Raw genomic sequence first — 19,869 nt, forward strand, 5'->3', positions numbered from 1 at the left:
GGAGATCGACATGACGGAAAATTGGGCATTTTTGAAAGAAGCAAAGCCATTTATTCAGGAAAATTTTCAAGCGGCTGGCTTCGAAAAACCAACAGCTATACAAGAAAAAACAGCAGAGTGGATTACGGAGAAGCGTGATGTGATCGCAGAATCGCCAACTGGGACGGGGAAGACACTTGCGTATGTACTGCCGCTTTTAAATAAAATTGATGTCAATATCAAGCATCCGCAAGTCTTAATCTTGGCACCTTCAAGAGAGCTTGTGATGCAAATCTTTGATGTCGTGCAAGAGTTCAAACAAGGATCAGACATCAAAGCGGTTTCCTTGATTGGTGGAGCGAACATCAAGAAGCAGCAAGAAAAACTAAAGAAACACCCGAACATCGTTGTGGCGACACCGGGCCGAGTACAAGAATTAATCAAAATCAAGAAACTGAAAATGCACGAAGTCAAAACGATTGTATTAGACGAAGCAGATCAGCTTCTTGTGCCAGAGCATATGAAAACGATCCAAGGGATCATTAAGTCCACATTAAAAGAAAGACAAATCCTTTGTTTTTCTGCAACGTTGAAAGAAGAAACCGTTCAGCTGATCAAAGAAATGACATCTGAACCAGAAGTATTGAAAATTGCTAGAAGCGAGGAAGAAGCGCAGAAAGTGGGTCACTATTATCTGTTATGTGATCAGCGTGACAAAGTGAAACTGCTGCAAAAGCTATCACGGCTTGAGGACATGCAGGCGCTCGTTTTTGTGCGTGACATTACGAACTTAAGCATTTATGCAGAGAAATTAGCGTACCATCATGTCGACCTTGGTGTCCTTCATAGTGAAGCAAAAAAAGTTGAACGTGCTGTGATCTTGAAATCATTTGAACAGCGTGAATTCCCGCTCCTCCTTGCAACAGATATTGCAGCAAGAGGAATCGATATTGATGATCTGCCATATGTGATTCATGCAGATATGCCAAATGAAGAGGGCTACATCCACCGTTCAGGCAGAACCGGGCGCGCAGGAAAAGAAGGCGCAGTCATCAGTCTTGTCACACCTCAAGAGCAATCAATGCTGAAAAAGATGGCGAAAAAGCTGAATCTTTCGCTTGAAGAAATTGTGTATAAGCAAGGCCAGCTGCACCTTGCGCCCAAGCAGGCATAAGAAAAGGACCCTCCATTATTGGCAGGGTCCTTTTTTGTTATGAAATTTTGACAAGCTGTTTTCCGACATTTTCCCCTTTGAATAGTCCAAGGAATGCATCAGGAATGTTGTCAAAGCCTTCAATGATTGTTTCTTTATATGTGAGTTTGTCTTCTTTTACCCATTGTGCGAGATCCTTCGCTGCCTTTCCAAAACGATCTGAATAGTTGCCAACGATGAAGCCTTGCATCAATGCGCTTGTTTTGATGAGTTTTGTTTGCACACGCGGCCCGATGTCCTCGCTTGCGCTAATGTTATAAGAAGAAATGGCGCCGCACACTGGAATGCGTGCAAAACGGTTTAAATGATTCATCACCGCATCTGAAATCTCGCCGCCTACATTGTCAAAGTACACATCAACGCCGTTAGGACAGGCTTTTGCAATGGCATCATCTAAATCATTTGTTGTTTTATAATTAATCGTTTCATCAAAGCCCAATTCTTTTAAATAAGCGAGTTTATCATCAGATCCGGCAATTCCAACGACGTGTGCGCCTTTGATCTTAGCGATTTGTCCTACAACAGAACCAACAGCTCCTGCGGCTCCAGAGATGACAACCGTCTCGCCTTCTTTTGGCTGGCCAATCGCAAGCAGGCCGAAGTAAGCGGTTTGCCCTGGCATGCCCAAAATGCCTAAATAATAGGACAATGGCGCAATGGACGGATCAATTTTAGTCAGAGATTCAGCTTTGGCAGTGGAATATTCTTGCCATCCAAGGAATCCAAGGACAAAATCACCCTTTTCAAATTGAGGCGATTTCGACTCAACGACTTCTCCGACGACACCGCCCTGAATCACTTCATTTAGCTTGAACGGAGGTGTATAGGATTTTGTATCCTGCATTCGTCCTCTCATATAAGGATCTACAGAAACATATTTCGTTTGAATCAAGACCTCTCCATCTTGCGGCACAGGTATATCTACTGTTTCAAAATGAAAAACATCTTTTGTAGGTAATCCTTTTGGACGTTTAGCTAATTGAATTTGCTTTTGTTGACTCATGTCAAATCCTCCCTTTCACTTACAGCCTAGATTTACATTAACATGATGCTTCTTTTCGTTCAAAACATACGGTCTTTTCAAAACACACACAAAAAAGCAGCCGCCATCTCATCGAAGGGACTACTTTTTCTGAAAAGATACAGAGAGGAGCGGCGGGAGACAGCCAAACAGCTGATACACATCCGCATCACGTTCTTTTAACAAATATTCGTTTGCATTTTGCATGGAGGCTTTCATCATATCGCGCGTCACAAAAGGAAAAAGGATATTCAAGTATGAGGACAACATGTCTTGTGGATCTTGTTCAATTGACTCGATATCTCCAATGTTAATAATGATGGAAAAGAGATAATCAATGGAGATGTGAAAGTGCTGTTCGGCAAACAATGTAAGCGGCTTTGTATTTTCTTCTTCAGGATTCCACTTTTGAAAAAGCTGTTTCACCAAATCACTGACAACCCAAGCATTAAACTGCTGCTCCGCTGAAAAGTAATACATCAGCTCTCCCTCATTTCTAGCCTCCAGTATAAGAATTGTACAACAAATCAACAGGATTGAACATAATAATTCAGAAAATTTAGTCATTTTTACAGGCTTTTTGTCAAAAATAAGTCGATAGACATGGTACGTCGATCAAGCAATTTGGATGTGCTCGTGGAAGGTTTAATGTCAAAAGTGACGGGTAAAAGATTCGTAAGACGTTAAAGGAGGAATATAAAATGAAACCTGTTGTAAGAGAGTATTCAAATGATGAAACACTTCAAAAAGATGTAGAGCAATTAAAGGCACTCGGTGTTGCAAGAGAGGACATTTATGTTCTGTCCCATGACGATGACCGAACAGAGCGTATTGCAAGTAATGCAGATGCCAATACGATTGGCTCAAGAGAAGTTGGACTCAAACATGCGGTTGGGAACATCTTTAGTAAAAAGGGCGATGAGCTCCGCAATAAAATTCATGAAATTGGTTTCTCAAAAGAAGAAGCTGAGACATTTGAAGAACATTTAGACGAAGGGAAAGTCCTTCTCTTTGTCACAGATCATGAAAAAGTGAAAAACTGGGCGTAAACGCCAACCGAAAAAGCCTCTTACTTTTGTAAGGGGCTTTTTTTCATGCTTCCATGTCTGAAAGAGAGACATATATCTTTTTTACGATATTAAGTAAATACAGATGTATGGAATAAATAGTAAACTCTCTAATTGAAAATGCCGTTATACCAATGAAAATCAAGAAGAATCAGAAAAAATAGTCGAAATATCACAAAAAACCATTCGGGAAATAATCATTGTATCTTTCTATTTTGATTTAAAATTAAATAAAAAACTTGTGTAATTTAGTAGATAAATTTCTTAGTTCTATTGGTTTAAGTTGTATTTTTGTGTAGAAATAAGTGTTTTAAGGTCAAAAAACCACGAAAATTACCTGTATTTTCAATTAGAAAATTCATTTTAATGTTTAGGAAATAATTTGTTGACAAAATAAACTAAAAACAATATATTTGGCTTAATCCAGTCATTATGGAATTAGTTGTTAAATTTCCGGCAGGTTTATTCGAAGCATAATCTAGTGAAAGGGGGTGGCAAGAACCAAAGCGTAAGCGCCTCTTAGATACAAAAATGTCTACTAGAACTGAACAAATCGTCGTTTACTTGAAGAAAAAATGATCGCCATTCTAAACAGTAGATTGATCTTTCTACTAAAAGCACAGTGTAAGAGATTGTCCAAAAGACGTTAAGTCCTTATAAAAAAGAGAAAGCGGTTTCAATAAGAAATGTGAGTTGATCGAACGGTAAAGGAGGTGAACTCATATGAAAAAAAGAGAGAACAAGCTGAGGCGGTGCGGCCTTCGAACGGCTGCATATGAGGATGAATGCTGAAAAAGAAGAGTGAACATGTGGGGTGCTTCTCTTCTTTTTCAGAAAAACAGATTTTCCTAAAAAATCCATCTTTCATTTTAACATAAGGTTTTTGGCTTGAAAACCACCTTTGCCCGAAAAGAAGATTGTGAATTGAAGGAGGTTTCATGATGAAAAAGGCTTTGTACCATGAAGACAGTGGATTGTATTTAGAAAAGATGCGCATGGCATTCCAAGAGCATTATGAGCAAAGAACAGATATGTGGTCTACTGATCCATCCTTAACAGACGCAGCAGTGATGTCATTAAAGGCATGGCGTTCAAGGGAAAAGAATGCACTTGCTTCTGTGCTGGATATCGGGTGCGGCAACGGCCGTGCACTAGAACATTTAAGCGGGCTTTCCGCATATGTCGGTATCGACCTGTATGAGCATGAGGAGTGGGAAGGATTACAGAAAAGAGAAACAGTTCCTGTCCATTTTGTTCATCAAGATTTTATGTCATGGTCCATGGATCAGGGACGCGGGATGCAGTTTGATTTAATTTTAGATCATGGCTGCTTTCATCATCAACATCCTGATGATCATGAACGTTATTTAAAACAGGTCTCTTCTTTACTTCATGAAGGCGGTGTCTTTTCACTTGTTGTCTGGGGAGAACAGTGGAAAACAGGATTAATCGGAGAAGATGGCCGTTTCCATTTTTCATTTTCAGATTCTCAGCTTGGCGAAAAAATTTGTACATCAGGTCTTGAGCTTGTATCCATATCACCGTTACAAGCGAAGGCTGGAATAAGCCAGCACCATGTCATTGCCGTCAAAATCTAGTACAAAGGTGAGTGATTCAAAGCTAGCAGAGGAGTTCATGGGAAGAAAGAGAGTCTGCCAAACAAGAGCGTTTGCTGCTCTGACAGAAAATAAAGCATATGAACCAAAATTTCTGCTCCTTTGTACTGGAAAAGGACAAGGTCTAAAACGATGAGAGACATCGCACATCCATTTCCTTCTGCGGGAGCACACAAGCTGAGGGGTGCGTACACATATTCATCACTCCATCACTGCGCTATGGGAGTCGATTTGGGTGCAGTGATGAATAGGGGGGAGACTAATGAACAAGTTTGTAGATGAATTACAATCAATGATTCATCATTTTACCTTTCAAGATAAACACTATTTGCTCGTGGGGCCTGTGAATCTGCCAATTTCCATTCAACATGAAGAAGTGCCATTTAAGTGGTATGCCTTCGCGCCTGTTGAACGGGATACAAAACCAACGATCGAATCGATTGTCCAAATGAGTACCGCGCAGCAAACCTTTTCCTCTTGTCTCTTATTTGGCGACTTTGAAAATGAACGGCCGCCGCTTGTGCGAATCCATAGTGTCTGCCAAACAGGGGATGTGTTTGGGTCACTGAAATGTGATTGTGGTCCACAGCTTGCATTATCGCTGAAGAAAATCACCGATTACGGAAAAGGCATGCTTGTGTATATGGCCAATCAAGAAGGTCGGTCTATTGGGCTGATGGCAAAAGCGTTGACGTATAAATTACAGGAGATGCAGCTGGATACTTTTGAAGCCAACCGCCTGATCGGCTGCGGGGATGATGATCGGCATTACGAGGAAGCAGCAGCTGTTTTGCACTATTTAAACAAAGGGAAACCATTGCATTTACTAACGAACAATCCAGATAAAGTCGATTCTATTGCAGCTTATGGTCTTCCTGTTTTGCGGTTTGATCATACGGTCGAAGCCTCTCTCTACAATGAAGCCTATTTAAAGGCAAAAGCAGCCTCAGGGCATATGGTCGATGAGAAGAAATTAATTAATCAATAGACGAGTATATTGAAAGAAGGCGGGAGAAAAGCGTGAAACCTGATATCAATTGGATTCGAATCCCAAGCGGCTATGCAACGATTGGAAGTAATGAAGAAGATATGAAAAAGGCAGCAGAATTCTGGAAGGACAAGCTGCTCAATCCAACCTATGGCCGTGAGAAAAAATTTCAAAAGTGGCTGTACAAAGAATTTCCATCCTATCAGCCGTATATCAACGAATTTTTTATCTCAGATACGGTCGTCAGCAATGAACTGTATCAAAGCTATTGTGATGAAACAGGCCAGACATACCCGGAGAGTTTAACGAACGAAGAGCTTGGCGGGGGAAAAGATCATCCAGCTTGGGGCATGGACATTGAGGATGCCTTCTCGTTCTGTCAGTGGCTGAGCGGGAAACTTGGGATTGATGTTTCGATTCCTACTGAAGAAGAATGGGAGTATGCTGCCCGGGGAAACACGAGAAATCAATACCCGTGGGGAGATGAGTTTGATCCTTCTTACTGCAATACGCACGAATCAAATATTGAAAAAACGACGCCTGTCCGTCATTACGAAAAGGGCCGATCCTTATTTGGTCTTTATGATATGGGGGGCAACGTCGAGGAATGGGTCAACACCAAATATCACGTTTATGAAGGCGGCATCGAGGTCGTCGATGATTTAACGGAAACACTCGGAAATGATTACTATATTTTAAAAGGCGGCTCTTTCGCAAGAGGTGGAGATTTATGCAGAGTCGCAAGAAGACACGGGAAGCACCCAGATCCCGTTTTTCGATTTACTGGTTTTCGTTTAGTGACTCGTCAAAAACAACATATAAAGGTGGGAGTGTAAAACTATGCATAGAGGACCAATTACATCTGTTTTATCAACTCAGCACGACCAAATTGTTTACACTGGCGGCTATGACCGCTGTATTTATCAGTGGAACCGGGCGACGGGAGAAGGAACGTTTATTGGCAGTCACGAGCATATCATTAACTCTTTATCTCTTTCTGAAAACGGAAAGTATTTAGCGAGTGCATCGTCAGACTATACGATTCAATTGTATGATACAGGCACACATACCCGAATCCGCACGTTGTTTGGTCATGCAGATGATGTAGAAGCCGTCGCTTTTGCGAAGCAGGATACTTTACTTGTATCTGTGTCCAGAGATAGAAGATGCTTAGTCTGGGATATCGAAACGGGCGCTATTTTAAGAGAATTCCATGGCCATAGCAAAGATGTATTAGCTGTATGGATACATGGTGATAAAGCTTATACAACAGGTGATGATGGATATGTCCTTGTATGGTTGTATGAAACCGGAGAAATTGTAGGGGAAATCGGCCCGTTTGATTATGAACTCGATACGATCAGCGGGAGCAATCAAAAAGAAGTTTTCGCACTTGGCAGAGATGATGGCACCGTTATTATTTACGATGCAGCTACTTTACAGGAGAAGAAAATCATCAAAGCCCATTTACAGGGCGTCAAGCGCGTGAATTTTTCTCCAAGCGGCAATTACTTGCTGACAGCAGGCTACGACCATTTAATTAAGCTGTGGAATTATGAAACAGGTGATTTAGTCGATACACTGCTGCCTCATAAATATCAGTGGGAGCGCTCACTTGTCTGGACAGAGGATGAGAAGTCAATACTAGGAGCCAGCTTTGGAAAAACATATTGTGAATGGTCGATCGAAAAGGGCAAAGTCATATCAGATGAGATCGAAATGGCGACACCATCTATCAATGATATTGCGCTGACTGATGCAGGTGATATTATTACCGCATCAGATGATGGAAAATTCAGAAAAAATGGGATTGAAATTGCCAAATCGACGGGCGTTTTAACTAATGGAGTAGCTGTTGCACGGGATGGAAGCTATTATGCGTGGGGAGACCATGCAAGTCAGGTGCATATTGTTCATGAGTCATTAAAGCAAATGGTTTCGTTTGATCTTAACACAGGTCCGGTCAACAGCGTGTATTTCCACGAGGAGGATCGTCAATTTTATATTGGAACTTATGGCGGTTATGTCCATGTCATTTCGACAGAACACTTAAAGGAAATCGGCCGTTCCAAAGCACACGATTGTGCAGTTAAAGCATTAAAGGTAGAAGGAGATCTTATCATCACAGCAGCAGTTGAAGGAACCATCTGTCTTTTAGATAAAAAGAGTTTGTCCTTAAAAGCGGAATACATTGGTGCGACAGAGCTGTTAAATGATGTCTTTATTGATAGTAAACGAGACCGTATCGCCATTGTCAGCCGCGACAAGAATGTGAGATTGTTTGATTTGCATACAGGAAGAATTTTAGACCAGCATAACGAACACCAGTATTCGATTAAATCGGTCACAGTCACAGACTCAGGCTATATTGTAAGCGGTGATTATTGGGGCTATATCGTTGTGTGGAATCCAGAGCTGGATGTCAACACCGGCCCAATTAGAATTGCCCAAAATGGGATTAGTGCCATCAGACAATTAGGCAATGATGTATATGCAAGCTCATATGACGGCGGGATTTATCACGTTCGAGAAGATGGGACGCATACCGAAGTACTACGCTTATTTGAACAATTTCCGAAAGAAGTAATCTCTCATTAAGAAAAAGAATGTAAGCGGGGGATTCTCATGATAAGTGTTTGCAAGGAACATATGAAAAAAGGTCTGTCTGTACTCAATTGTCCGCATGTGCTCCTCATTAATAAATATGAATGTCGCAAATGCTGTTTTTGTAAACAACGAGCATCTTATAAACTTTTTTATTCCTTGCCTTACTATGATCGATCTGAAAAGAAACGGATGGAAAAAATATAGCACATGAGAATAGAACTCCTTCATTCCCTGAAGGAGTTCTTTCCCTTGAAAGAGAGGAAAGGAGACTTACATGAAAGACGATGTTTTTTATATGAAGCTAGCGATTGCCAACGCAAAGGCCATGAAAGGACAAACCTCGCCAAATCCGCTTGTCGGGGCAGTGGTAGTCAAAAAAGGAGAGATCGTTGGAATTGGTGCTCACATGAAGGCGGGCGAGCCGCATGCTGAAATTCATGCGCTGCAAATGGCAGGAGATAAGGCGAAGGGGGCTCATATGTATGTGACGCTCGAACCTTGTTCGCATCATGGAAAAACAGGTCCTTGCTCAGAAGCCATTTTAAAGAGCGGGGTGAAACGTGTGGTCATTGCCACTGGGGACCCAAATCCACTTGTAGCAGGTAAAGGGGTCACGATGTTGAAACAAGCAGGGATAGAAGTAGAAGAAGGGATATGTAAGCGGGAAGCGGACAGCTTAAATCTTCCTTTTTTTCATTCGATACAATCAGACCTTCCGTATGTCATATTAAAAACAGCCATTTCATTAGATGGGAAAATTGCAACAGCTCATCAAGAAAGCAAATGGATTACAGGGACAGAAGCGAGGAATGAAGTGCAGCAATTACGTCAAGAAGCAGATGCTGTCATAACAGGCGTCGAAACCATTATTCAAGATGATGCAGGTCTTATTGTAAAAGATTCATTCGTGACACAGCCCATTCGTGTCATTTTAGATTCCACCTTAAGGATTCCGCTTCATGCGAAATGTTTAAATGATCATATGGCAGAAACCATCATTTGTACCTCAAACAAGTACGATCAAAAAAAATACCATCAACTGGTGCAAAAAGGACATCAAGTGTTTGTCACAAGCGGAGAAAATCGGACAGATCTTCATGCGGTGTTACGTATGCTGAAAAGGCGCTCTGTGATGTCGGTGCTTGTAGAGGCAGGAGGCAGTGTGAGCGCATCCTTTTTAGAATCGTCCCTTGTGAACGAAGTCATTATTTATATGGCACCATTATTAATTGGAGGGAAAGATGCACCTACTTTCTTTGAAGGAGAAGGTACGAAATCATTAAAAGAAGCCATCCGGCCGGTAGATATGGATTATAGTATGGTAGGAAAAGATTTAAAAATGACGATGAGACTTTAATGAAAGAAGGACCTTGTGCATAAAGTGCAAGGTCTTTTGATTATTTTAAAAAAATAAAAGTGTACATACACCTTTCCCAGTCATGATGAATACGATGGATGGGGGTGATTCCATGAAAAGATGTAGGCAATGTGGTAAGACATATCCAACTCATTCGACAGACCACTACCAAAAAGGAAGCTGGTATGATGCGTATAAGGATGATGGCTGGGAATGTGATAGTTGTAAAAAAGGGATATCAGAAAAGCCAAGGAAACCAGTGAAAAATCCTTGCTGCGGAAAAGATCCTTGTGTTTGTGTGATTCAAGGTCCGCCAGGCGGGAGAGGAAGAAGAGGCCCAGCAGGTCCAGCGGGTGCAGTGGGTCCAGCGGGTCCGGCAGGCCCAGCAGGTCCAATCGGTCCAACAGGCGTAGGTTTAACAGGCATCTTGGCATTTGATCCAGCAGTAGCACCAACCTACCCAGTAGGGCAAGTGGTGACATACGATGGCAGTACGTACGTCGTCAATTCAGTACCGCCATTAGGTACACCGGATACGTCGGCAGATTATACATTATTAGCTGCAGCGGGGGAAGCAGGTACAGGGCCAACAGGTGTCACAGGAGATCCAGGTCCAACTGGAGCCACAGGAGCAACCGGCGTGGGTTTAACTGGGGTTGTACCGTATGATGCTGCAGCAGCACCAGGATATCCATTGGGGCAAGTGGTGACATATGAAGGAGGAACTTACCTCGTCAATACGGCGCCGCCAACAGGTACACCAGATACATCACCAGATTATACGTTATTAGCCGCTGTAGGCGCGACTGGCGTTACAGGCGCTACCGGTACGGGTGCAACAGGAGCAACGGGAGCCACCGGCGTCACGGGTGCAACAGGAGAAATTGGCCCAACGGGAGCCACCGGCGTCACAGGAGCAACGGGAGAAATTGGCCCAACCGGAGCCACTGGTGTTACGGGAGCGACGGGAGAAATTGGCCCAACGGGAGCCACCGGCGTCACGGGAGCAACAGGAGAAATTGGTCCAACCGGAGCCACCGGCGTCACGGGTGCAACAGGAGAAATTGGCCCAACCGGAGCCACTGGTGTTACGGGAGCGACGGGAGAAATTGGCCCAACCGGAACTACTGGCACAGGAGTCACAGGAGCCACGGGTACCACCGGTGCAACAGGAGCAACTGGTAATACGGGAGCAACCGGTGCCACAGGGATTACAGGAGCGACGGGAGTAGGTCTAGCCGGCGTCACAGCGTTTGATCCAGCGGCAGCGCCGACATATCCAGTAGGTCAAGTGGTGACATATGAAGGAGGAACTTACCTCGTCAATACGGCGCCGCCAACAGGTACACCTGATACGTCACCAGATTATACGTTATTGGCCGCTGCAGGAGCGACTGGCGTTACGGGTGCAACCGGTACAGGAGTCACGGGTTCCACCGGCGCAACAGGAGTGACAGGACCAACCGGGGAAGTTGGTCCAACCGGAGCTACTGGCACAGGAGCAACAGGAGAAACTGGTGCAACCGGCGTTACAGGACCAACTGGTGCAACTGGGATAACTGGTGATACAGGGGCAACAGGAGTGACCGGAGCGACCGGTGTCGGTTTATCTGGAGTTGCAGCGTTTGATCCAGCAGTAGCGCCAACTTATCCAGTAGGTCAAGTAGTGACATATGAAGGTGGAACATATCTGGTCAATACAGCGCCGCCAACAGGCACACCGGATACTTCTCCAGACTATACGTTATTAGCAGCCGCAGGCGCGACAGGTGTCACGGGAGCGACAGGAGCAACTGGGGTAACCGGTGATACAGGCGCGACCGGAGCAACGGGCGTCACAGGAGCCACCGGGGTAACAGGAGATACGGGTGCAACGGGTGTAACCGGCGTCACAGGACCAACTGGTGCTACTGGGATAACTGGTGATACAGGGGCAACAGGAGTCACAGGAGTAACCGGTGTAGGATTAACTGGTATTCTGACATTTGACCCAGCTACAGCGCCAACCTATCCAGTAGGTCAAGTGGTGACATATGAAGGTGGAACCTATGTTGTGAATACAGCACCGCCAACAGGCACACCGGATACTTCTTCAGACTATACGTTATTAGCAGCCGCAGGCGCGACAGGAGCAACCGGAGCAACTGGAGATACAGGAGCAACCGGTGCGACTGGAGTCACAGGAGCTACAGGTCTCACCGGAGCAACTGGATTAACCGGAGCCACGGGAGAAACCGGAGTCACCGGAGCTACAGGAGTGACAGGAGCCACGGGAGTGACCGGTGCAACTGGATTAACTGGAGTCACCGGAGCTACAGGAGTAACAGGAGCCACGGGAGTCACGGGTACAGGAGCAACCGGCGTCACAGGAGTAACTGGAGCAACCGGGGTAACAGGAGATACAGGAGCCACCGGAGCCACAGGTCTAACCGGCGCAACCGGAGCAACTGGATTAACTGGAGTCACCGGAGTTACAGGTCTAACCGGCGCAACCGGAGTTACCGGCGCAACGGGTCTAACCGGTGCAACAGGCGCCACCGGTCCAACAGGAGTGACAGGATCGAGTGCGATCATTCCGTTTGCTTCAGGTACACCTGCTGTCCTGACAACAATTGCAGGCGGTCTCGTTGGAACATCCAGCTTGATCGGATTTGGTAACTCAGCGACAGGTGTCAGTATTTTAGGCGGAGTGATTGATTTAACCGGCGCTGCAGGCACTTTACTCAACATGGCGTTCTCAGTTCCTAGAGCCGGAACAATCACATCATTTGCCGGCTATTTCAGTACGACAGCTGCTCTTTCTTTGCTTGGCACAAGTATTACGGTCACAGCTAGTTTGTTTGCTTCACCAACACCAAATAACAGTTTCACTCAAGTAGCGAGTGTCACTTTAGCACCAGCTTTAACCGGTGTTTTAACGCTGGGTGCAATTGCAAATGGTATTGCGACTGGTCTAAATGTACCAGTCACACCTGAAACACGATTGCTTGTTGTATTCTCCGCATCAGCTACAGGTCTATCCTTAGTGAATACCGTAGCAGGCTATGCGAGTGCTGGTTTATCGATCACGTAATAGGCATACAGGGACGACTCGATTTTGAGTCGTCTTTTTTGTTTGAAAGAATTTTCTCTTAACTTAGTAAGAAAAAATGATATCATTTTCTTAGAGTCTATTCGGTGAATCTACTGAATTAGGGGTTGTAGCGGTGAGAATGGGCAAAAGGAAAGTCACTTTACAAACGAAAATTTTGGGGTTAATTATCGGGCTTTTGCTTGTTGTCATTGCATTATTAACCATTTGTTTTGGTTTTTTGCAGACATCAGAAAGGCAGGGGCAAGCTGAACAGCTGGCGGTGCAGACCGCTAGAACGATATCATATATGCCGCCCATTAAAGCATCGGTGGCTCTATCAGCGTCCCAAAATGAAGAACAGGCAGTTCTTGAGCAAATGAAGGAGCAAGTAAGAGCTCATGCCATCTTCATTACCAATCGAAAAGGAAAGGTCCTTGTTCATACGAATCATGAGGACGTAGGAAAAACCATCAGTGTTTCGGAAGGAAGAAGTACTCTCTTATTTGGAGGAACCTCCATATCAACTGATGATTCTAATGGTGAAACCGTTGTCAGAGGCAGTGCGCCCATTATGAAAGAAACAGAAGGGCATGAAGAAATTATCGGGACAGTCACCGTCGAATTTTTAAAAAAGGAAATTGATCAAGCGACAGCTCATCAGCTATTAAAGCTTAGCTATATTGCCCTTCTTGTGCTCTTGCCGGGCATATTCGGTGCGATTTTTTTAACGAAGAGTATTCGCAAAGATACATTAGGGCTTGAGCCGCATGAAATAGCTTCGTTGTATCGAGAAAGAGAAGCGATGCTGCTCGCTATAAAAGAAGGGATCATTGCGTTTGACCAGAAAGGCGCGATTACGATGATGAATACATCAGCTGAGCACATGCTGCGCGTCTCATCAGAGCTGCCTCTTCATATTGATCAAGTCTTGCCAAATGCCAAACTTCTTCTCTATTTAAAGGCAGAGACGATTGAACCTAACATCGAAACCGTCGTCAATGATAAAACCTATGTCTTAAATGTGAAAAAAGTAATGCAGGATCATCGAGTATTCGGAGGGATTGTGAGCTTCAGAGAGAAAACAGAGCTGACGAAGCTGCTGGATACATTAACAGAGGTCAGCCAATATTCAGAAGACCTAAGGGCCCAAACGCACGAATTCTCAAATAAGCTGTACGCCATTTTAGGCCTGCTTGAGCTGAAGCAAGTCGATGAAGCCATCGACTTAATTAAAGAAGAATATCATCTGCAAAACCGTCAGCACGATTTACTCATGAAGCAGATTCGGTCTCCTAAAATACAAGCCATCTTACTTGGCAAGTTAGGGAAAGCATCTGAGAAGAAAGTCCATTTCCACATTGATGAAAATAGCTCACTTGAGCCGCTCCCAGCTCATTTAAGTTTATCTCACTTTATCACCATCATTGGCAATCTCGTAGACAATGCTTTTGAAGCTGTATTAAATAAGGAGAAGCGCGAGGTAGACCTGTTCATCACAGATATTGGGTTTGATATTATCATAGAAGTGTCAGATTCAGGTGATGGGGTGAATGAAGAAGAACTGTCACAGATTTTCACAAGAGGCCATTCGTCAAAGGGAGAAGGACGAGGCTATGGGCTTGCGAATGTGAAAGAAGTATTGGACGAGCTTGGGGGCTGGATTGAAGTTGCGAACCAAAAAGAAGGCGGTGCCATCTTCACTGTATACATACCGAAAGGCACAAAGGGGGAATAGATGGTGATTAAGGTACTCATTGCGGAGGATGATTTTCGAATCGCTGCCATTCATGAATCTTATATTCAAAAGATAGAAGGATTTAAGGTCGCTGGAAAGGCAAAGAGTGCAAAGGATATGTGGGAGGCGCTCCAAAGGGAACAAGTGGATCTCATTTTGCTTGATGTGTATATGCCTGATGAGCTCGGCACAAACCTGCTGCCGCTTTTAAGAGAACGCTGTCCTGAAGTAGATGTGATCATTATCACGGCTGCAACGGAAACGACGCTTTTAAGAGATGCGCTTCATTACGGAGTGGTTCATTATTTAATCAAACCGGTGACCGCACAAAAGTTTGCACAAGTTTTAACCGAATATAAAGAGAAGAAAGACATCATCAATTCAAAGGATGAAGTCAATCAAACGATGATCGATCTGTTTTTTGGACAGATGCAGGAAGAGCCAAAACAAAGGGATGACAGAGATCTTCCCACAGGCATCAATTCACTGACCTTGGATAAAGTGAAAACATTGATGGCATCAGAGAATAGCGGAATTACAGCAGAAGAACTCGGGGAAAAGATGGGCGCATCACGTACAACTGCGAGACGGTATGTAGAGTATCTCGTGACAACAGGGGAATGCCGGGCAGAGCTTGCATACGGAATCATTGGCAGACCTGAACGTAAATATTACCCTGCCAAACAAGCGGAGTCTTAAAAGATGAAAAAAGGAATACTTTTTGTGATCGTGCTCTGCCTTTGTATGACACTCACCTTTAATGAAAAAAAAGCCGGAGACTCTTTCCTGCAGCAAAGCTCCTTATATATTGTGGTGTCGGGTGTACCAGAGGGGGGATTTGACCAAACGGCTCAGGTGATGAAATCAGTGCTTGAACAAGAGAAGCTGGTGAACCGGCCTGTGAACATTCTTTATCAAAGAGGCGGAACGGTGGATAAAGGATGGACATACATGATGGAGCGGGAAGCCAACTATATCAGTTTAAATTCAAGTTTATTGTTAAGCCGTAATTTACTTGGCAGCAGTAACGTGACGATGAATGATGTGACACCGCTGGCAATCCTTGCAGAAGAGTGGCAGGTCGTCGCAGTCCCGATGAATTCTCCTTTTGCAAATGGGAAGGAGCTGTTACACGCCCTCAAGAAAAAACCAGATTCCTTAAAAATTGGGTTTGCCCCTGACTTTGGAAATGATGATCAAATCTCCTTCGCCCGGGCAGCAGAAATGGCAGGGGTTGATCCCTATCGCATTCAATTTTTGAAATTTGACAGTGCAGATGATTTATTTCAGGCGCTCATCAACCATGAAGTGGATGCAGCAACGACTACCATTACAGAGGTTCGTCATGATTATGAAAAAAAGAGGCTGAAGCTCGTAGCGACGACTACCAGCCAGCGCTTAGATGGATTTGAAGATGTGCCGACATGGAAAGAGCAGGGCATTCCGCTCATCTTTTCCCATTGGCGAGGTGTGATGGGCCCTAAACAAATGAGTCAGCATGACATTCGTGAATGGGATCAGCTTCTTCAAAAAATGACGAAAACGAAGTCCTGGAAAAAGCGATTAAAGCAAAAGGGCTGGACAAGTCGTTATATGAACAGCAAAGAGGCAAAGATCTTTATGGAGAATCAATTAAGGCAATATGAGCAATTGATACAAGGAGAACAAGCGGTCGAGTGAGACCGCTTCCAGCGTGTAGACAAACCCTTGTATTCGCCCGCATTCCTGTGTGCCGGTGCTCACGAATCTCATATTCGCTCCAGTACTCGTCTTTCCTAGACTTCAAAGGTTTTCTATCACGCTGAAAAGAAGACAAAGGGCTAAAATAAACCCTTTGTTTTTTTCATGGAATCAAAAAAGCCCAATGTTTGAACAAAATGAACAAAAAGCATTTATCGACCGAAAAAGAATTAAAATTCATAATATTTACTTCAATTCTCACCTCAGATATGATGACAAAAAGGGTTGGAAATGGGATACCAACACATTAATGAAAGCGTATACAACATAAGGGGTGAACAATATGCTAGCAATCTTAGGATTTCTTATGATGATTGTATTTATGGTTTTGATTATGACGAAACGTATGTCTGTTTTAACGGCATTGGTGTTAACACCGATTGCATTTGCTCTTATTGCAGGTTTTCATTTTACTGAAATTTCAGACATGATTGTCAAAGGCGTGCAGCAAGTCGCACCGACAGCGGTCATGATCATGTTTGCGATTTTGTACTTTGGCATTATGATTGATGCGGGTTTATTTGATCCAATGGTGGCGAAAATTTTAAAAATCGTTAAAGGCGATCCATTAAAAATCGTGGTCGGAACAGCTGTCCTGACGATGCTTGTTGCACTTGATGGTGATGGAACAACAACGTATATGATTACAACAACAGCGATGCTTCCACTATTTACGCTGCTTGGCATCCGTCCAATTATTTTAGCGGGTATTGCCGGGGTTGGCATGGGGATTATGAATACAATTCCATGGGGAGGAGCTACACCTAGAGCGGCGAGTGCACTTGGCGTTGATCCTTCACTTTTATTTGGACCGATGATTCCAGTTATTGGTGCAGGGGTTCTCAGTATGATTATTGTTGCTTATTTTCTTGGAAAAGCCGAAAGAAAACGCCTTGGTGTGATTGAACTTGACCAGCCGATTCATGCAAATGAAATGGCAGCGGCACTGCAAGATGACATCAAACGGCCAAAGCTTTGGTGGTTTAACCTGGCGCTGACTTTGTTATTGGTGCTGCTGCTTGTATCAGGTAAAGTCAGCTTAACTGTTCTATTTGTTCTTGCTTTCTGTGTGGCGATTATCGTGAACTATCCGAACTTAGATCAGCAGCGTGAGCGAATTGCCGCTCACTCAACAAACGTTTTAGCCATTGCCTCGATGATTTTTGCGGCAGGTGTTTTTACAGGTATTCTAACTGGAACGAAAATGGTCGATGAAATGGCGATTTCGATTGTATCTGCAATTCCAGAGCAGCTTGGCGGCTTTATTCCAGTCATTGTCGCATTAACAAGCGGGATCTTTACTTTCTTTATGCCGAATGATGCATACTTTTATGGCGTACTGCCGATCCTATCAGAAACAGCGGCAGCATACGGTGTCGATAAAATTGAGATTGCCAGAGCCTCTATTATTGGTCAGCCGATTCATATGTTAAGTCCACTTGTTCCATCGACTCATTTACTTGTTGGACTTGTTGGCGTATCACTGGATCAGCATCAGAAATTTGGGATGAAATGGGCGGTGCTGGCAGTCGTCGCTATGACCGTCGTGGCGGTTCTCATTGGGGCCATTTCCATCTGGTAAATAAAAAAGTGTCTGCTGCGGGCAGGCACTTTTTTTAGGTCATATTGCCGGGCAGGCTCCATTCATTTGCCCTAGACAAAGATCTGCCTGTTCCTCCAAAAGATTTATTTTTGAAAAATACTGACACTTTTTCTGTTTTTTTCTTTATAATGCAAATCAACGAAGGGAGAGGATAGCATGTCCAAACGAAAAGGCACGATTCTTTTTGCTGCTGCATGCCTCTTGGCAGGCAGTTTGTCGATGGTGAGCCCAGCTTCAGCTCATGCAGAAACCCCTTATTATGGAAAGAATTATGAACAACCGGCTTCAGTGAAAAAGCTATACCCTAAGCCTGACGAGACGTTTGATACCCCTGCCTTTCAGAAAGAAGGAGAAGCATTTACGACACAAGAAGAGCTTCAAGCTTTCTTAAAAAACATTGTCCGCAAAAGCCCATATGCCACTCAGAAACAGATTGGAACATCCATTGAAGGTAGATCCATTCCGGCCCTGTACTTTACAAAGGATCGCTCCATCACGCCACTTTCAAAAAAGCCAACCATCTGGCTCCAAGCACAAATACATGGAAATGAACCAGCCTCCGGTGAATCTGCTCTCGTCATTGCAAAACGATTAGCAGGTGAAGAAGGAGAGCGTATACTCAATCATGTCAATATCATCATTGTTCCAAGAATCAATCCTGATGGTTCTTATGCGTTTGACCGCAGACTGGCAAACGGATTAGACGGAAACCGTGATCATATGACATTAGAATCTCCAGAACTGGCAGCCCTGCATCAAGAATTTAATCGGTATGCGCCAGAGGTAGTTATTGATGCCCATGAATACGATGTGGGTCAAAAGCAGTTTGAAAATATCGGTTCATCAGGCGCTCTCAAATATCATGATTTGCTTATTCTTTCAGGGAAGAATTTAAACATTCCTGAAAGCATCCGGCTGACATCAAATGAGTTATACGTTAACGGAGTTCGTGAAACGCTGACGAATAAAGGGTTTTCTAACGATTTGTATTATACAAACACAAGAGGAAAGGATGGAAAGATCGACATCTATGAAGGTGGAACGGATGCGCGAATTGGCCGTAATGCCCTTGCACTTTCGCCAGCCCTGTCATTTCTTGTAGAAAGCAGAGGGATTGGGATTGGAAGAGAGGATTTTGCCCGCCGCGTCGCTGCGCAAGTAGCCACCCATGAAAAAATCATTGAGACCACGGTGAAACATGCCAAACAGGTGAAGCGGCAAATGGTGACGGAGCGGCTGAAGCTGGTCAAAAAAGGACTGCAGCCAAATGATGATGATCAAGTGGTCATTCAAGATGATTTCCAAGCACCTGTCAATGACTCGCTGGAAATGGTTGATATTGAGAAGGGACAAACGACTCAAGTTCCTGTACGCTTTCATAGTGCGAGCGATGCTGTTCCTGTCTTAACAAGAGAACGGCCGACAGCTTATCTCATTCTTCCGGGGCATGAAGGTGTAGAAAAGAAACTCAGAACATTAGGATTTAAAAGTGTCACATTGCCGGCTGGCATGAAAGTGCCGGTACAAGCCTATCAGGTGACAAAGCGAGAGGAAAAGAGCAAAACAGATATTCAGCTTGAAACAAAACTCGTTGACAAGAAACGTCAGCTGCCAAAAGGAACAAAGGTATATGTCACGGCACAGCCGCAAACCAATTTGCTCTCACTTGCCCTTGAACCAGAATCAAAGGACAGCTATATGTCATCAGGGTTTATTGCTTCAAAAACAGGTGATGAACTGCCAGTCTATCGTTTCGTACTTCCTCAAAAGACGCTCGGCATTCAATAAAAAAGGACTAAAATGATTTTAGTCCTTTGTCTTCTTTTCAGCGTGATAGAAAACCTTTGCAGCCCTAGGAAGGGCGAGTACC

General features: G+C 44.0%; 15 protein-coding genes. 13 read left to right on the plus strand and 2 right to left on the minus strand.

The genetic code is table 11. From position 1 onward, the window contains the following. The first annotated feature begins 10 nt into the window (after window positions 1-10). On the plus strand, window positions 11-1,153 hold the full coding sequence (locus NSQ76_RS04175; RefSeq protein ID WP_341052614.1) for a DEAD/DEAH box helicase: 1,143 nt from the start codon (window positions 11-13) through the stop codon (window positions 1,151-1,153). Window positions 1,154-1,190: 37 nt separating this feature from the next. Here the strand turns inward: NSQ76_RS04175 and NSQ76_RS04180 are convergent, their stop codons facing one another. Together NSQ76_RS04180 and NSQ76_RS04185 are read right to left on the minus strand one after the other, a co-directional pair. After that, entirely contained in the window at window positions 1,191-2,195 is a 1,005-nt protein-coding gene (locus tag NSQ76_RS04180; protein ID WP_341052617.1) for an NADP-dependent oxidoreductase, read from the minus strand. Between the two features lie 120 nt (window positions 2,196-2,315). Beyond that, a complete protein-coding gene (locus NSQ76_RS04185) occupies window positions 2,316-2,693 on the minus strand; it encodes a YfmB family protein (protein WP_341052619.1) in 378 nt (125 codons plus the stop codon). 221 nt (window positions 2,694-2,914) lie between these two features. Between NSQ76_RS04185 and NSQ76_RS04190 the strand changes: the two genes are divergently transcribed. From NSQ76_RS04190 to NSQ76_RS04245, 12 genes are all read left to right on the plus strand, one after another. Then, window positions 2,915-3,262 (plus strand): general stress protein, encoded by a 348-nt coding sequence (locus tag NSQ76_RS04190; RefSeq protein WP_024424592.1) that lies wholly within the window; start codon window positions 2,915-2,917, stop codon window positions 3,260-3,262. Window positions 3,263-4,221: 959 nt separating this feature from the next. Then, window positions 4,222-4,878, plus strand: a complete 657-nt coding sequence (locus NSQ76_RS04195) for a class I SAM-dependent methyltransferase (protein WP_024424594.1) — start codon at window positions 4,222-4,224, stop codon at window positions 4,876-4,878. Between the two features lie 280 nt (window positions 4,879-5,158). Next, the gene (locus tag NSQ76_RS04200; protein WP_024424596.1) at window positions 5,159-5,884 is read left to right on the plus strand and encodes a GTP cyclohydrolase II; all 726 of its coding nucleotides are present in this window, start codon (window positions 5,159-5,161) and stop codon (window positions 5,882-5,884) included. A gap of 32 nt (window positions 5,885-5,916) precedes the next feature. Next, window positions 5,917-6,720 carry a formylglycine-generating enzyme family protein gene (locus NSQ76_RS04205; RefSeq protein WP_034623102.1) on the plus strand — a complete coding sequence of 268 codons (804 nt, stop codon included), beginning with the start codon at window positions 5,917-5,919 and terminating at the stop codon, window positions 6,718-6,720. Between the two features lie 4 nt (window positions 6,721-6,724). Further along, entirely contained in the window at window positions 6,725-8,482 is a 1,758-nt protein-coding gene (locus NSQ76_RS04210) for a WD40 repeat domain-containing protein (protein ID WP_024426638.1), read from the plus strand. 283 nt (window positions 8,483-8,765) lie between these two features. Then, the gene (ribD, locus tag NSQ76_RS04215) at window positions 8,766-9,848 is read left to right on the plus strand and encodes a bifunctional diaminohydroxyphosphoribosylaminopyrimidine deaminase/5-amino-6-(5-phosphoribosylamino)uracil reductase RibD (protein WP_341052624.1); all 1,083 of its coding nucleotides are present in this window, start codon (window positions 8,766-8,768) and stop codon (window positions 9,846-9,848) included. A 112-nt stretch (window positions 9,849-9,960) separates the two neighbouring features. Beyond that, window positions 9,961-12,921: an exosporium glycoprotein BclB-related protein gene (locus NSQ76_RS04220; protein ID WP_341052628.1), complete on the plus strand. Its 2,961-nt coding sequence runs from the start codon at window positions 9,961-9,963 to the stop codon at window positions 12,919-12,921. Between the two features lie 139 nt (window positions 12,922-13,060). After that, a complete protein-coding gene (locus NSQ76_RS04225) occupies window positions 13,061-14,656 on the plus strand; it encodes a sensor histidine kinase (protein ID WP_208945899.1) in 1,596 nt (531 codons plus the stop codon). A 3-nt stretch (window positions 14,657-14,659) separates the two neighbouring features. Beyond that, window positions 14,660-15,355 carry a response regulator gene (locus tag NSQ76_RS04230; protein ID WP_025092679.1) on the plus strand — a complete coding sequence of 232 codons (696 nt, stop codon included), beginning with the start codon at window positions 14,660-14,662 and terminating at the stop codon, window positions 15,353-15,355. A 3-nt stretch (window positions 15,356-15,358) separates the two neighbouring features. After that, window positions 15,359-16,336: a tripartite tricarboxylate transporter substrate-binding protein gene (locus NSQ76_RS04235; protein WP_341052631.1), complete on the plus strand. Its 978-nt coding sequence runs from the start codon at window positions 15,359-15,361 to the stop codon at window positions 16,334-16,336. Window positions 16,337-16,679: 343 nt separating this feature from the next. After that, window positions 16,680-17,978 (plus strand): citrate:proton symporter, encoded by a 1,299-nt coding sequence (locus tag NSQ76_RS04240; protein ID WP_024426631.1) that lies wholly within the window; start codon window positions 16,680-16,682, stop codon window positions 17,976-17,978. Window positions 17,979-18,155: 177 nt separating this feature from the next. Further along, window positions 18,156-19,787, plus strand: coding sequence for a M14 family metallopeptidase (locus NSQ76_RS04245; RefSeq protein ID WP_044335446.1), 1,632 nt, complete (start codon window positions 18,156-18,158; stop codon window positions 19,785-19,787). Window positions 19,788-19,869: the final 82 nt, after the last annotated feature.

The sequence above is a fragment of the Bacillus sp. FSL M8-0256 genome (assembly GCF_038005765.1).
GTDB classification, from domain to species: domain Bacteria; phylum Bacillota; class Bacilli; order Bacillales; family Bacillaceae; genus Bacillus; species Bacillus safensis.

What these genes read in the sequence shown, in the direction of transcription:
- NSQ76_RS04175 (WP_341052614.1), top strand. Translation starts at nt 11, where the DNA reads ATGACGGAAAATTGGGCATTTTTGAAAGAAGCAAAGCCATTTATTCAG.
- NSQ76_RS04180 (WP_341052617.1), bottom strand. Translation starts at nt 2,195, where the DNA reads ATGAGTCAACAAAAGCAAATTCAATTAGCTAAACGTCCAAAAGGATTA.
- NSQ76_RS04185 (WP_341052619.1), bottom strand. Translation starts at nt 2,693, where the DNA reads ATGTATTACTTTTCAGCGGAGCAGCAGTTTAATGCTTGGGTTGTCAGT.
- NSQ76_RS04190 (WP_024424592.1), top strand. Translation starts at nt 2,915, where the DNA reads ATGAAACCTGTTGTAAGAGAGTATTCAAATGATGAAACACTTCAAAAA.
- NSQ76_RS04195 (WP_024424594.1), top strand. Translation starts at nt 4,222, where the DNA reads ATGAAAAAGGCTTTGTACCATGAAGACAGTGGATTGTATTTAGAAAAG.
- NSQ76_RS04200 (WP_024424596.1), top strand. Translation starts at nt 5,159, where the DNA reads ATGAACAAGTTTGTAGATGAATTACAATCAATGATTCATCATTTTACC.
- NSQ76_RS04210 (WP_024426638.1), top strand. Translation starts at nt 6,725, where the DNA reads ATGCATAGAGGACCAATTACATCTGTTTTATCAACTCAGCACGACCAA.
- ribD (WP_341052624.1), top strand. Translation starts at nt 8,766, where the DNA reads ATGAAAGACGATGTTTTTTATATGAAGCTAGCGATTGCCAACGCAAAG.
- NSQ76_RS04220 (WP_341052628.1), top strand. Translation starts at nt 9,961, where the DNA reads ATGAAAAGATGTAGGCAATGTGGTAAGACATATCCAACTCATTCGACA.
- NSQ76_RS04225 (WP_208945899.1), top strand. Translation starts at nt 13,061, where the DNA reads ATGGGCAAAAGGAAAGTCACTTTACAAACGAAAATTTTGGGGTTAATT.
- NSQ76_RS04235 (WP_341052631.1), top strand. Translation starts at nt 15,359, where the DNA reads ATGAAAAAAGGAATACTTTTTGTGATCGTGCTCTGCCTTTGTATGACA.
- NSQ76_RS04240 (WP_024426631.1), top strand. Translation starts at nt 16,680, where the DNA reads ATGCTAGCAATCTTAGGATTTCTTATGATGATTGTATTTATGGTTTTG.
- NSQ76_RS04245 (WP_044335446.1), top strand. Translation starts at nt 18,156, where the DNA reads ATGTCCAAACGAAAAGGCACGATTCTTTTTGCTGCTGCATGCCTCTTG.